This is a genomic window from Streptomyces sp. ME02-8801-2C (assembly GCF_033793965.1).
GTDB lineage: Bacteria > Actinomycetota > Actinomycetes > Streptomycetales > Streptomycetaceae > Streptomyces.
The window spans coordinates 86,931-100,138 of the sequence record NZ_JARAXP010000012.1 but is presented as its reverse complement, the minus strand read 5'-3'; the positions used below and the strand labels follow the sequence as shown (position 1 = coordinate 100,138).

Annotated in this window: 11 protein-coding genes and 2 tRNA genes; 3 read left to right on the top strand and 10 right to left on the bottom strand. The window is 69.1% G+C overall.

Annotated features, from left to right (window positions below; all coding sequences use genetic code 11):
- Window positions 1-35: 35 nt before the first annotated feature.
- From PV396_RS32655 to PV396_RS32640, 4 genes are all read right to left on the bottom strand, one after another.
- Window positions 36-109, bottom strand: a tRNA-Met gene (locus PV396_RS32655).
- 284 nt (window positions 110-393) lie between these two features.
- Complete coding sequence (locus tag PV396_RS32650; protein ID WP_319210805.1) at window positions 394-2,211, bottom strand: sel1 repeat family protein; 1,818 nt, start codon at window positions 2,209-2,211, stop codon at window positions 394-396.
- A gap of 206 nt (window positions 2,212-2,417) precedes the next feature.
- Window positions 2,418-2,491 (bottom strand) — tRNA-Met (locus PV396_RS32645).
- 72 nt (window positions 2,492-2,563) lie between these two features.
- Window positions 2,564-5,554 (bottom strand): UPF0182 family protein, encoded by a 2,991-nt coding sequence (locus PV396_RS32640; RefSeq protein WP_319211002.1) that lies wholly within the window; start codon window positions 5,552-5,554, stop codon window positions 2,564-2,566.
- A 165-nt stretch (window positions 5,555-5,719) separates the two neighbouring features.
- On the opposite strand from PV396_RS32640, the gene PV396_RS32635 reads away from it, so the two are divergent.
- Entirely contained in the window at window positions 5,720-6,262 is a 543-nt protein-coding gene (locus PV396_RS32635) for a PPA1309 family protein (protein ID WP_319210803.1), read from the top strand.
- A gap of 99 nt (window positions 6,263-6,361) precedes the next feature.
- On the opposite strand, the gene PV396_RS32630 is transcribed toward PV396_RS32635, so the two are convergent.
- The 4 genes from PV396_RS32630 to PV396_RS32615 form a co-directional block, all read right to left on the bottom strand.
- Entirely contained in the window at window positions 6,362-7,456 is a 1,095-nt protein-coding gene (locus tag PV396_RS32630) for a PDZ domain-containing protein (protein ID WP_319210801.1), read from the bottom strand.
- Between the two features lie 58 nt (window positions 7,457-7,514).
- Complete coding sequence (locus tag PV396_RS32625; protein ID WP_006379628.1) at window positions 7,515-7,673, bottom strand: hypothetical protein; 159 nt, start codon at window positions 7,671-7,673, stop codon at window positions 7,515-7,517.
- A 106-nt stretch (window positions 7,674-7,779) separates the two neighbouring features.
- Window positions 7,780-8,241, bottom strand: a complete 462-nt coding sequence (locus PV396_RS32620; RefSeq protein WP_319210799.1) for a molybdenum cofactor biosynthesis protein MoaE — start codon at window positions 8,239-8,241, stop codon at window positions 7,780-7,782.
- A gap of 211 nt (window positions 8,242-8,452) precedes the next feature.
- Complete coding sequence (locus PV396_RS32615; protein WP_319210798.1) at window positions 8,453-9,565, bottom strand: SDR family oxidoreductase; 1,113 nt, start codon at window positions 9,563-9,565, stop codon at window positions 8,453-8,455.
- Between the two features lie 188 nt (window positions 9,566-9,753).
- Between PV396_RS32615 and PV396_RS32610 the strand changes: the two genes are divergently transcribed.
- Both PV396_RS32610 and PV396_RS32605 read left to right on the top strand, forming a co-directional pair.
- A complete protein-coding gene (locus tag PV396_RS32610) occupies window positions 9,754-11,157 on the top strand; it encodes a zinc-dependent metalloprotease (protein ID WP_319210796.1) in 1,404 nt (467 codons plus the stop codon).
- On the top strand, window positions 11,154-11,669 hold the full coding sequence (locus PV396_RS32605; protein WP_319210795.1) for an NUDIX hydrolase: 516 nt from the start codon (window positions 11,154-11,156) through the stop codon (window positions 11,667-11,669). The genes PV396_RS32610 and PV396_RS32605 overlap by 4 nt, the downstream gene beginning before the upstream one ends.
- 74 nt (window positions 11,670-11,743) lie before the next feature.
- On the opposite strand, the gene PV396_RS32600 is transcribed toward PV396_RS32605, so the two are convergent.
- Window positions 11,744-12,499 (bottom strand): AIM24 family protein, encoded by a 756-nt coding sequence (locus PV396_RS32600; RefSeq protein ID WP_319210793.1) that lies wholly within the window; start codon window positions 12,497-12,499, stop codon window positions 11,744-11,746.
- Between the two features lie 17 nt (window positions 12,500-12,516).
- The gene (locus PV396_RS32595; RefSeq protein WP_319210791.1) at window positions 12,517-13,197 is read right to left on the bottom strand and encodes an AIM24 family protein; all 681 of its coding nucleotides are present in this window, start codon (window positions 13,195-13,197) and stop codon (window positions 12,517-12,519) included.
- Between the last annotated feature and the right edge of the window lie 11 nt (window positions 13,198-13,208).

Genomic DNA, 13,208 nt, shown 5'->3' with positions numbered 1-13,208 from the left:
GAACCCTATACAGGATTCCGGCCCTCGGCCTCAAGTAGCGGGGACAGGATTTGAACCTGCGACCTCTGGGTTATGAGCCCAGCGAGCTACCGAGCTGCTCCACCCCGCGTCGGTAAACCCAACGTTACGTCAGCCCAACCCACCAAGGCAAATCGCTTAGGTCTTGAGCCCCGGCGGGCACCCCCAGCCCGCCCCGGCGTTCGAGCACGAGACAGGCCCACACCCCCAGCCCGTCCGGCGCTTGAGGACAAGGCCCGCACCCCCAGCCCGTCCGGCGTTTGAGGACAAGGCCCGTTCAGGGCCGGAGGGGGGTCTGGGGGCACAGCCCCCAGGAAGTGATGGGACGGGTAGGGGCGGCGGGGGCGAAAAACCCACCCCCACCCACCCGCACCGTCAAGCCGACAGCTCCTCCCGCAAAGCGTCCCGCAACCGAGCCGCCCGCTCCGCCACCTCCCCAGGCCCCAACGAGACCGCCAGATCAGCCCACCGCTGCCCTTCCGCCAACTCCCCCCGCCGCGCATACACCAGCGCCAGCCGCAACGCAGCCCGCCCATGCCCCGCCTCAGCCGCCCGAGCCCACCACACCGCGGCCTCGGGCTCACTCCCCTCCCGAGCCAGCAACAACCCGAGGTTGAACGCCCCGTTACGGGACCCGGCCTCGGCCGCGGCCCGGTACCACCGAGCCGCCTCCACCACGTCCCCCCGAGCCGACGCCAGCATCCCCACCCGCACCTGCGCCCGCCGATGCCCCTGGGAAGCCGCCCGCTCGTACCACTCCTCGCACTCGGTCTTCTCGTGCGCGATCTCACCGAGTTCGTGCGCGGGCGCCTGCGGTCGCCGCGCGTCGAGCACCGCGGCCAGCCGGTACGCCGCCTCGGGGCTCCCCCCGCCCGCCGCACACCGCAGATACCGCTCGGCCTCGCGCTCGTCCCCGTCCCGCAGCCGGACGATCCCGACCTGAAGCGCCGCCTCGGTGTGCCCGGCGCCGGCGGCACGCTCGTACCAGCGCAGCGCGGCCTCGTCCTCACCGCGCCCGGCGTGCAGGATCCCGAGGTTGAAGGCGGCGTCGACACTGCCCGCCTCGGCTGCCTTGGAGAACCACGGCTCGGCCCCCGCCGCGTCCCCGCCCTGCAACAGCAGAATGGCGAGCGCGTTCGCAGCCTCGCGATGCCCGGCGTACGCGGCCCGCCGGTACCACTGCTCGGCCTGCGCGGTACGCGACTGCTCGGCGCACAGCAGACCGAGGTTGTACGCGCCGTTCACGTCCCCGGCGTCCATGGCCGCCCGGTACCAGCGTTCGGCGGTCTGCGTCTCACCGCGTTCGGCGTGCAGCGCGCCCAGCGCGTTGGCGGCGTTGCCGTCCCCGTCCTGAGCGGCCCGCAGCCACCACACGGCGGCACTCTCGGCGTCCCCCGCGTCCCGCAGCAGGAACCCGAGCGCGCACGCGGCCCGGGCCTCGCCGTCCTTGGCGGACGTCAGATACCAGCGCCCGGCCTCCTTGAGCTCACCACGCTTCTCCAGGATGGCCCCGAGGTGCAGCGCGGCCCGCTGATGCCCCCGGGCGGCAGCCTGTCGATACCACTGCTCGACTTCACCGGCCGCACCGTCGCCCGCACCACCCTCGGCGCCGGCACCACCCGCGCCGCCCATGCCCTCCGCGGCCTTCCGGTCGAGTGCCCGGGCCAGCCGATAGGCGGCCTCCCGGTGCCCCCGCTCGGCGGCGACCCTCATCCACTTCTCCGTCGCCGCGTCCCCGCGGTGCTCCAGCAGGTCGGCGAGGGCGTACGCGCCCAGCACATGTCCCTGTTCGGCGGACTGCCGCAGCCAGTACTCGGCGGCCGGCTCGTCACCGCGCTCGCGGTGGTGGCGGCCGAGTGCGTGCGCGGCGGGAGCGGATCCGGCGACGGCGGCGATCCGCCACCATCCGGCGGCGTCGTCGGCGTAACCGCGCTGATGGAGGAGGACGCCGAGGTTGTTGGCGGCGGCACGGTCACCGGCGGCGGTGGCGGCACGCAGCTGAGGCTCGGCTCCGTCGAGATCACCGCGGCGCAGCAGCATGGCTCCGAGGACACTCATCGCCTCGACGTCGCCGGCTTCGGCGGCGAGCCGTTGGCGCGCCTCTTCTACCGCCTCGCCGGTTTCGTCCCGGCCGGAAGGCTGCACAAATCGCCCTGTCTCCAACAGAGTTGCCTTGTCCCCCATAACGTCCATCGTCGCACCACCTGCAACCTGGGTACACCTGGTATACCGCAGCCAGTGAGGTCTCTACAGCGTTTTGTCGACATGCCCACAGAGAGACAAGTCAAACACAGTTCCTCTCAACTGCCCCAGGAAGACGTGGCCTTCACCAGGTCGGCACATGCGTTCGCACACCACGAAGGCCCGGATCCTTGGAGGATCCGGGCCTTCGAGATCAGTAGCGGGGACAGGATTTGAACCTGCGACCTCTGGGTTATGAGCCCAGCGAGCTACCGAGCTGCTCCACCCCGCGCCGTTGTGTCTCAACCGTACCACGGCGCGGGAGGAGCGGAGGACGCAGCCTCAGCAGGGCCTTCGACCAGCACTAACCACTGGTCGAACCGCTACTGGGACTACTGCTGGGACTGCTGCTCGGAGAACCACTGGGACGGGGACTCGCACTGCCGGAGGCACCGTTCCCGGCCCCACCGGTACCGCTGCCGTCGGTCTTCTTGTCGGCCGCGGACTGCGCCTCCTCGGCCCGCTTGAGCGCGTCCTCGAGGTCCGACTGCGCCTTGCCGTACGCCTCCCAGTCGCCCTTCTGGAGAGCCGCCTGGCCGTCGTCGAAGGCCTTCTGGGCGTCGGTGAGCGCCTCCTGGACCGTCGGATTGCCCGACGCCGGCGGCGGCTTGGTGGTACCCCCGCCGTCGTCCGGTGGCTGGGTGACCGGCCCCTCCGTCCCGAACACCTTGTTGAGCGCGGCGTCGAGAGTGTCCTCGAAGGCGGTCTGACCGCCGTAGGTCACCAACACCTTGCGCAACAACGGGTACTTGAGGCCGCTGCCGCGGACGTAGACAGGCTCCACATAGAGCAGGCCTCCGTCGAGCGGCACCGTGAGCAGGTTCCCGTACTCGATCTCCGAGTCGCCGCCTCTCAGCAGCCTGATGGACTCGGCGATGTCCTGTTCCGAGTTGAACTGGCTCTGGACCTGTTTGGGTCCGTCGACCGTTCTGCTCGTCGGCAGTTTCAGGATTCTGATCCTGCCGTAATCACTGGTCCCCGCCTCGGCGTTGACCGACATGAAGGCACTCAGGTTGTCCCGGCCGTTCGGCGTGAACGTCGTCGTCAGCGAGAACGCCTGTGCCTTCTGGTCGGGCATCTTCAGGCTCTGGTAGTACGGCGGGACCGCGTCGCCCGACTTGTTGCTCGGGTCGTCCGGCACCTGCCACACCTCGGAGCCGGAGAGGAACGTCTGCGCGTCCTTCACGTGGTACCGGGTCAGCAGTTCGCGCTGGACCTTGAACAGGTCCTGCGGGTACCGGAGATGGGCCATCAGCGAGGCCGAGATGTCGCTCTTCGGCTCGACCGTGTCCGGGAAGGCCTTCATCCAGGTCTTGAGGACGGGGTCCTTGGTGTCCCACTGGTAGAGCTTGACCTCGCCGGTGTACGCGTCGACGGTCGCCTTCACCGAGTTGCGGATGTAGTTGACCTGGTTCTGCTGGGCCACCACCGCCCGCTGGTTGTTGTTGGCGGTGAGGGAGTCGGCCGTCGTGTCACCCAGCGTGGTGCGGGAGGCGTACGGATAACCGTTCGTCGTCGTGTACGCGTCGACGATCCACTGGATCTCACCGTCGACGACGGCCGGATAGGCGTCGCCGTCGATGGTCAGCCAGGGCGCGACCGCCTCGACCCGCTCCTTGGGCGTGCGGTTGTACAGAATCCGCGAACCCTCGCCGATGGCACCGGAGTAGAGGATCTGCGGCTCGCTGAACGCGACGGCGTACGCGGCGCGGTTCATCGGGTTGGAGAGGTTGACGCCGCTCTTCCCCTTGTAACTGGTGGTCTTCTCACCGGTGTCGTCGGAGTAGTCGATCTCCTTCTGGGGACCGCCGACGATCGAGTACTGGCTGGTCTTCTCGCCGTAGTAGATCCGCTGCTGGTACGTCCCGAGGTCACCCGTGGACGGCAGATCGGACTCGGTGAAGACCGGGCGGCCCTCGGCGTCCGCCGTCGTGCCCTTGGCCGCGACCACACCGAAGCCGTGTGTGTAACGGAAGTGGTCGTTGATCCAGTTGTTCTTCGGAATGCCGTTGAGGTTCAGCTCACGCAGACCGATGACCGTGTCCTGGTCCTTGCCGTCCTTGCTGTACCGGTCGACATCCAGGTTGGTCGGGAACGCGTAGTAGTTGCGCATCTGCTGGAGCTGCTGGAACGTCGGCGAGACGATGTTCGGGTCCATGATGCGGATGCTCGCCGTGGTGTCGACGTCGTCGCGCAGCTTGGTCTTGTCCTCGGTCTCACTGCGTCCGGCGTACTCGCTGACCTTGGCGCCGTCGATGCCGTACGCCTCGCGCGTCGCCTTCAGGTTCTTCTCGACGTACGGGGCTTCCTTCGCCTGCTCGTTCGGCTGGACCTGGAACTTCTGGACGATCGCCGGGTACAGCCCGCCGATGAGGATGGCCGAGAGGACCATCAGTCCGAAGCCGATGACCGGCAGCTGCCAGGTGCGCCGCCACAGGGTCGCGAAGAACAGCAGCGAGCAGATGATGGCGATGCAGAACAGGATCGTCTTGGCCGGCAGATAGGCGTTGGCGTCGACGTACCGCAGACCCGTCCAGTTGCCGGTCGCCTTGAAGTCGCTCGACTTCACCGCGAGGCCGTACCGGTCGAGCCAGTACGCGACCGCCTTCAGGGCGACGAAGAGCCCCAGCAGCACGGACAGATGCCCGGTCGCGGCGGCCGTGGCACGGGCTCCCGGGCTGGTGATGCGCAGCCCGCCGTACAGATAGTGGGTGAGGGCGGCGGCGATCAGGGAGAGGATCGTCGCGGCGAAGCCGAAGCCCAGCAGGAAGCGGTACCAGGGCAGGTCGAAGGCGTAGAAGGACACGTCCAGACCGAACTGGGGGTCCTTCTGCCCGAAGGACACACCGTTGACCCACATCAGCCAGGTCCGCCACTGCCCGGACGCGGACGCGCCCGCGATGAGGCCGACCATCGCCGTGATGCCCAGCAGCAGCCACTTCTTGTACGGGGCGATGCCCATGCGGTACCGGTCGAGGCTCTGCTGCTCCATCGACATGGCACTCAACGGCGGACGCAACCGGTGCGCCAGCCAGATGTTCACACCCACCGCGATCGCCATCAGCAGACCGAAGACGAAGAAAAGACCGATCTTGGTCCACAGCGTGGTCTTGAACACCGAGGAATAGTTGACCGAGCGGTACCAGAGCCAGTCCGTCCAGAACCCCGCGAACATGATGAACGCCATGCCGAGTACGGCAAGGACGCCCAGCGTCATGAGCAGGGTCCGGACGCGCCGGGACGGGCGGCCCACTCTGATCCGTGGCCCCTGCGGGCCTCCGCCGCGGTCCGGCATCTGGAAAGCCAAGGTCGGCACCTCAATAGTCGCTGTCGGTCCGTCAGGCCCCCGTGATCGCGGACCATCCGTCAGGCCTCGTGATCGTAGAGGCCTCACCTATGCAACTTACTCACGCTTTACTCGGTTCCCGGTTCGGGCCATGAACGAGGCAGGATTGTGACCATGTCCAACACTCCCATGGCGGCGAACCCGCTCACCCGGGCCGTACTCGAGATCGACGAGTACGCCTCCGGCCTCGGCTGGGACCAGCCGGCCCGCCTCTTCGCCCTCGTAGACACCGCCCGGCTGCGGGTCCAGGAACCGGCTCTCGCGGCCCAGCTCGACCTGGCGGACGAGCAGAAGGCCGCCGGTCTCACCCCGATCGAGCAGGACGAGATCCCCGCGGGCAAGCCGCTGGACGAGTTCCTCGCCACCATCGCCTGGCCGGACGCGGTGGTCGGCTGCGCCCTCACCGTCGAGCGCCTGATGCTTCCGCCGTCGGCGGAGGCGTCGGTTCCGCAGGGACTGAGCGACAAGAAGCTGGCCGCCTGGGTCGCCGCGCACCCGGACCGCCAGGAGGTCCGGATGACGGTCGCGGTCCTGCGCGACGGCTCGCGCGACTCGGCGGTGCGTCTGCGCGAGAAGGACGCGGCGACGGAGGTGCTCACGGGCTCGGGCCTGGTACCGGGCCTCGCGGAGGCGCTGTCGGCGACGTTCGCGGACTAGCGGAACGCAGGAGCGGGTGCGCGGCTCTGCAAACCACGCACCCGCTCCACTCGGTGTTGCCGACTGCTGATGCCGACTGCCGTTGCCGAATGCTGTCCTTTACTTGGTGCTGCATTTCGGCAGATCGCCGGTGTCACCGGAGCGGATGTCCTTGAGGGCGTTCAACGCGTCGCCGATGGTGGCCACCTTGACGAGCCTGAGCCCGTCGGGGACGTCCTTGGCGGCGGCCGCGCAGTTGTCGGCCGGCGTCAGGAAGTACTGAGCCCCCTTGTCCCGCGCGCCGACGGTCTTCATCTCGATCCCGCCAATGGGACCGACCTTGCCGTCGTCGTCGATGGTGCCGGTCCCGGCCACGAACTTGCCGCCGGTGAGGCTTCCGGGCGTCAGCTTGTCGTAGATACCGAGGGCGAACATGAGCCCCGCGCTGGGCCCTCCGACATCGGCGAGCTTGATGTCGATGGTGAACGGGAAGGTGTGGTCGGTCCCGGCGGAGATCCCGACGATGGCGCGCTCGGGTTCGCCGTCGTCGGACCTGGTGGTCGTGATGGTGACGTCGCGCGTCTTGGTGGCCGCCCGGTGCGCCTTCTCGGCGGCGGCCTGCTCCGCGGCGGGCACGATGGTGAAGACGACCTTCTCGCCGGCCTTGTGCTTGGTCACCAACTTGGCCACGTCGGTGGTCTCCTTGATCGTCGTGCCGTCGACGGCCTTGATGACATCACCGGCGTGCAGCGCGCCCTCGGCCGGGGACCCCTTCAGGACGGTGGCGACGATCACCCAGGACTGCACCGGGACACGGAGTTCCTCGAGGGCCGCGACCTTGGCGCTCTCCTGGGACTGGCTGAACTCCTCGGCGTTCTCCTGGGTCGACTCCTCCTCGGTCTTGCCGTTCGGGTACAGCGTGTCGTACGGCACGATCTTGCTGTCGTGCGCGAGCCACCCGGTCACGGCCTCGATGAGGTTCATCCGGTAGCCGGCGCTGGTGACCCGGACGGTGGTCATGTTCAGATGCCCGGTCGTCGCGTAGGTCTTGCGCCCCGAAATCTGCAGCACCGGCTCGCCGTCGTGGTCCCCGAGGGTGTTCACGGTCGGCCCCGGCGACAGCTCCGAATACGGCACGCGGATGAACACTCCGGCGCACAGGAGCGTGATCAGCATCAGGGTGGAGGCGAGCAGCGTCGCGGTGCGGCGTGGCATGGCACGACAGTACGGGACGGTCCTGTCGGCACACCGTCAGGGCCGTCCGTACGGGAACTCAGGTACGGGACTTCTCCATGGCCTCGCGGAACCGCTCGTAGCCGTCGAGCTCGGGCCCGTCACCGCGGGTTCTGCGTGTCCGGTTGGCCCAACTGCCCCACAGACCGGCACCGATCGCAGCCACCAGCGGAATCAGCAACCAGGCGAGCGCCGCCATGCCGACCTCCCAACCCCAAAGAGCGACCGCAACTGACTGATCAGCAGACTAACCTCCGCCGTGTCAACGCTCACGTTCGGGGGGCGGTTACGCAACCGGAGAGTCGTCAGCAGGCGCCGACCCATTCCTCGGTCCCGTCCGAAAACGTCTGGTGCTTCCATATGGGCACCTCGTGCTTGAGGTCGTCGATCAACTTCCGACAGGCCTCGAAGGCCTCGCCCCGGTGCGGACAGGACACGGCGACGACAACCGCGAGATCCCCCACGGCCAGGTCTCCCACCCGGTGCACGGCGGCAAGCGCCCGCACCGGAAACTCGGCGACGACCTTCTCGGCCACACGCCGCATCTCGGCCTCGGCACTGGGATGGCACGAATAGCCGAGCGCCTTGACGTCGGCACCCCCGTCATGATTCCGCACGGTCCCCACGAACAGCGCGGTCCCCCCGGCGGAGTCGTCCCCGACAGCACGAAAAACCTCGTCAAGGGAGAGCGCCGTGTCACGAACGGCCACCAACTTGATGGGGTCGAGAGCCGCCTGCTCACCGGGGTGCTCATTGAGAGATGCCATACCCCCCATCCTGCCTCACCCCACTGACAACCCGCCCGCCACCACCAGCCCGTCCGGCGTCTGAGGCCCCGGCCCGCACCACCAGCCCGTCCGGCGTCTGAGGACAAGGCCCGTCCAGGGCCGGAGGGGGGTCTGGGGGCACAGCCCCCAGGAACAGGATGGGACGGGTAGGGGCGGCGGGGGCGAGAAACACCCGACCCCACCCCACCCCTCAGATCCGCCGCCGAGCCTTCCGAGCCCTCCGCACCAACGCCGCCGTACCCAGCAAAGCGACCGTCGCCCCCGCAGCCCCCGCCGCAGTCGCATCCTTCCGCCCCAGCCGCCGCCCAGCCACGGTATGCCGCCCGGCAACCTCCTCCAGCAGCTCAGCAAGCACCTCCTCGTTGCTCCACCGAGGCCGCCACCCCGCATCGTGCAACCGGCTCCCACTCACCACCCAGGGATACATCGTGTACGCCAGATCCCCGGCCGGAGAGGGCGTGAGCCCGATCCGGTGCAACCGCGCAGCCGCCCCCAGAGCGACAGCGGACGGCAGCTCCATGCGCCGGATCCCGCTGAGCTCCTCGACCTCCTCCTGCTCCAGCCACCCGTCGCACCCGACCGCCAGCTCGCCCTCGACCTTCTCCAGCACCGCGTACTCCAGAGCGCTGCACAGATCCTCGACATGACAGAACTGCCAGGCGGGCCGCGACCCGGCCACGACGAGCAGCCGAGGCGACTCGAAATACCTGGTCAGAGCGGTGTCCGTACCCCCGATCAGCACTGCGGGCCGGACGACCGTCACATTGAGCCCCGGATGCGCCCGCGGCGCGCGCCGGGCGAGCCGCTCGATCTCCAGCAGGTCCCCGACCCCGGTCGCCTCGGCGGTCGCCCGCAGCTCCGCGTCCTCGGCCAGCGGCAGTTCGTTGTCAGGCAGCGCCCCGTAGACCATCGCGGACGTGCACAGCACGACCCGGTGCACCCCTGCCGCGGCGGCAGCCGTCAGCACGGTCTGCGTCCCGCGCACGTTGTACGCCGTACGGGCCGCCCCGTCCGTCTCCAGGTCCAGGTCCACGGCCAGATGGACGACGACGTCGGCGCCCCGCAGCTTCTCCGCGATGGCCGGATCGCGTACGTCGAGAATGTGCCACTGCGCCGCCGCGCACTCGCCGCGCCGCTCGTCGATGGCGACGACCTGCTTGATCTCCTCGGACGCGGCGAGCCGCTCGGTGAGCAGCGCCCCGATCCCGGTCGCGGCGCCGGTTACCGCGACGACTGGTCGGCGTAGGGCCGGATTGGTTGAGTGGTTTCGCGCTGCGCGAACCTGCGGATCTGGGGAACTCACCGGCGTCTCCAGCGGTTGTCTTCAGTAAGGACGCGCGTGACGCGTACGTACCAGGTGACATCCATCCTGCCGCAGGCCAGGAGTCGGCGAAGCACCGAGCCCCCAACCGGCCGCGGTGTCTAGGCTGGGTGGTGTTGTCGGGCAGCCGCCGTCGAAAGAGCCGACGGCCTTACCAGCCGAGGAATCCCGTGAGTGACACCCCATTCGGATTCGGCCTTCCGCCGGAGGAGCCGGAGAACGGCGACGAGGGCAAGCAGAAGGACCCACAGGGCGGTGCTGGTCAGGGGCCGTTCGGTTTCGGACTGCCCGGCTTCGGCGGTCCAGGAGGCGACAATCCGTTCGCAGCCATGTTCGGTTCCATGAACCCCAACGACCTGGGTGCCGCATTCCAGCAGCTGGGCCAGATGCTCTCGTACGAGGGCGGACCGGTGAACTGGGACATGGCCAAGCAGATCGCCCGTCAGACGGTCTCGCAGGGGACGTCCGACGGCGTCAAGGACTCGAGCATCGGTCCCGCCGAGCGCACCGCCGTCGAGGAGGCCGTCCGGCTGGCGGACCTGTGGCTGGACGACGCGACGTCGCTGCCGTCGGGTGCCGGCTCCGCGGTGGCGTGGAGCCGCGCGGAGTGGGTCGAGGCGACCCTGCCCGCTTGGAAGGAACTGGTCGACCCGGTCGCGGAGCGCGTCGGCGCGGCCATGGGTGATGTCCTGCCCGAGGAGATGCAGGCCATGGCGGGCCCGCTGATCGGCATGATGCGCTCCATGGGCGGCGCCATGTTCGGCACGCAGATCGGGCAGGCCGTCGGGGTGCTCGCGGGCGAGGTCGTCGGCTCGACGGACATCGGGCTGCCACTGGGCCCGACGGGCCGGGCCGCGCTGCTGCCGGCGAACATCGAGGCGTTCGGCAAGGACCTGGGCGTCCCGCAGGAGGAGGTACGGCTGTATCTCGCGCTGCGCGAGGCCGCCCACCAGCGTCTGTTCGCCCATGTGCCGTGGCTGCGCTCGCACCTGTTCGGCGCGGTCGACGGCTACGCGCGCGGGATCAAGGTCGACACGGCCAAGCTGGAGGACGTGGTCGGCCAGTTCGACCCGCAGAACCCGGAGCAGTTGCAGGACGCGCTCCAGCAGGGCATGTTCCAGCCGGAGGACACCCCGGAGCAGAAGGTCGCCCTGGCCCGTCTGGAGACGGCGCTGGCCCTGGTCGAGGGCTGGGTGGACGCGGTGGTGCACGCGGCCGCGAAGCCCCGGCTGACGTCCGCGGACGCGCTGCGTGAGACGCTGCGCCGCCGCCGTGCGTCGGGCGGCCCAGCCGAACAGACGTTCGCCACCCTGATCGGCCTGGAGCTGCGTCCGCGCCGACTGCGGGACGCCTCGCGCCTGTGGGCGTCGCTGACGGACGCGCGCGGTGTCGACGGCCGGGACGGCCTGTGGGCCCACCCGGACATGCTGCCCACGGCGTCCGACCTGGACGATCCGGACGGCTTCGTGCACCGTGAGCAGCTCGACTTCTCCGAGCTCGACAAGATGCTCGGCGAGGCGGCAGGCGGCTCCACCGAGAAGCCGAACCTGAAGAAGGACGACGACTCCGAGTGACTCTTCACGGCGACGCGGTCCGGGTGCTCGAGAAGTACGAGGACCAGCAGGATCTCCGTCAGGTCTACCTGGACCATCTGCACGGCCGTCCCGACGGGATGTGGAAGGCCTGCGAGGACGGACACCTCACGGCCAGCGCTCTGGTGATCGACCCGGAGCGTGAGCGGGTCCTGCTCACGCTCCACAGGAAGCTGCGGATGTGGCTCCAGATGGGCGGTCACTGCGAGCAGAGCGACAGCACGCTCGCCGAGGCGGCGCTGCGCGAGGCCACGGAGGAGTCCGGCATCCCCTCGCTGCGGCTGCTCCAGAGCACGCCGGTCCGCCTGGACCGGCACCACACGCCCTGTGCCTGGCACCTGGACGTGCAGTACGCCGCCGTGGCCCCGCCCGGCGCGGTGGAGGAGATCAGCGACGAGTCCCTGGACCTGCGCTGGTTCCCCTACGCCGAGGTCGCGGACGTGGCTGACGACTCGGTCGTACGACTGCTCGAAGCAACCCGCGCCCGACTGTGAACGGCTGAACGGATGAACGGGTGAACTGGTAAGGGGCGACCGCCCATGGTGGTCGCCCCTTACCGTTCGTGCGGTCAGCTCCAGACGTTGCCCTGGTTCTGCGCCCGCGCACCGTGCTGTCCCATGCCGAACTGCGCGGCGGCACCCTGGCCGATCTGGGCGTTCTGCGGCGGCAGCAACTCGCTGGGCTGGACCAGCGCGTAGCCGCTGCCCATGAAGCTGAGCTCCCAGCCCTCGCCGGTGTTGCCGCGCCGCCGCCACACTCCGGACGTGTGCGTCTGGGCCTGCATCTGGACGCGCAGTCCGGTCGACCAGGCGACGATCGCGTCGGCGTCGCAGTTGACGTACTTGTCCGGCGTCACCTGCATCATCAGCGGCGCGCCCGAGGTCATCAGGGCGACCCTGCCGCGGCCGGTGATGTTGAGCTGGTACTTCCCGGAACCGGAGATGCCGTACAGGCTGTCCACGGCGATGACCTCGTGGTGCAGCCCGGAGTCCATCGCCAGCACGTAGCTGCTGTCGACCGTCAGCCCGTCCTGTTCCACGTCCACCATGTGGATGTGCTGGGCGAGGTTGGCGAGATAGACCGTGCCCTGCCCGTGGCAGCGCATCAGGTCCAGGCCCTCGCCGGTGTGCGCGCGGGAGCGGCCCTGGTTGCGGCTCTGGTACTCGGCGTCGAACTCCATCAGGCCCTGGTAGGCGACCATCGTGCCTTTGCGGGCGAGGATGTCGTCGTGGCCCTCCAGGGTGACCCGGAGCATCTGCTTGTTCTGCAGACTCCAGCGTTCCTGGGTCTGCGAGTCGTTGTGCGCGAAAAGTGGGCTCTGCATGGCGTTCTGGCTCCCCCTCAGCCCCGGAACCGGAGACGGTCGGTGCTGTCCTCGCTGGGCTGTACGACGACGATGCCCTGGCCGGAGAAGGCCATCTGGTAGGCCTCGCCGCTGCCCCGGCCGATGAGCGACTGCGCCTTGAAGCTGCGCTTGCCCTTCACCTTGAGGTTCGGGGACCAGGCGACGAGCGCGTCCGGGTCGACGTACGTCTCGTCGTCGCCACCGCCGCAGTCGACGACGATCGGCTTGCCCCGGGAGGTCAGCGCGACCCAGCCCTGCCCGGAGATCTTGGTGTTCCACAGGCCCTGGCCGGCGAACTTCGCGAGCCCCTTGACCCGCTCGACGCCCCAGGTGAGGTGCGCGTCGAAGGCGAGCAGGTTGGTGGCGTTGACGGAGATGCCGTCGCCGTTGAGGTTGATCACGACCACGTTCGCGCCGTAGTCGGCGAGATAGAGCAGACCGTCCCCCGAGCACTTCATCAGGGGCGCGCCCTCGCCGGTCATCCAGTCCTTGGCGATCTGGCGTACGGCAGGCGGGTTGGGCTCGTACTGGACGAAGCCCTCGTAGGCGACCATCGACCCCACGCGCGCGAGGAGGTCGTTTCCGGTCTGCATGGCGACCTTCAGCATGTGGTTGCCGTGGTTCTCCATACGGGCTGTGACGGGTGCGGGAGCGTAGCCCGCGAGTGGCTGGTTCATGACGGGCTCCC

Excerpts from the sequence above, each read along its gene's own strand:
- PV396_RS32600 (WP_319210793.1), bottom strand. The coding sequence starts at position 12,499 with ATGCAGAGCCCACTTTTCGCGCACAACGACTCGCAGACCCAGGAACGC.
- PV396_RS32620 (WP_319210799.1), bottom strand. The coding sequence starts at position 8,241 with ATGGCATCTCTCAATGAGCACCCCGGTGAGCAGGCGGCTCTCGACCCC.
- PV396_RS32630 (WP_319210801.1), bottom strand. The coding sequence starts at position 7,456 with ATGCCACGCCGCACCGCGACGCTGCTCGCCTCCACCCTGATGCTGATC.
- PV396_RS32595 (WP_319210791.1), bottom strand. The coding sequence starts at position 13,197 with ATGAACCAGCCACTCGCGGGCTACGCTCCCGCACCCGTCACAGCCCGT.
- PV396_RS32640 (WP_319211002.1), bottom strand. The coding sequence starts at position 5,554 with ATGCCGGACCGCGGCGGAGGCCCGCAGGGGCCACGGATCAGAGTGGGC.
- PV396_RS32650 (WP_319210805.1), bottom strand. The coding sequence starts at position 2,211 with ATGGACGTTATGGGGGACAAGGCAACTCTGTTGGAGACAGGGCGATTT.
- PV396_RS32625 (WP_006379628.1), bottom strand. The coding sequence starts at position 7,673 with ATGGCGGCGCTCGCCTGGTTGCTGATTCCGCTGGTGGCTGCGATCGGT.
- PV396_RS32635 (WP_319210803.1), top strand. The coding sequence starts at position 5,720 with ATGTCCAACACTCCCATGGCGGCGAACCCGCTCACCCGGGCCGTACTC.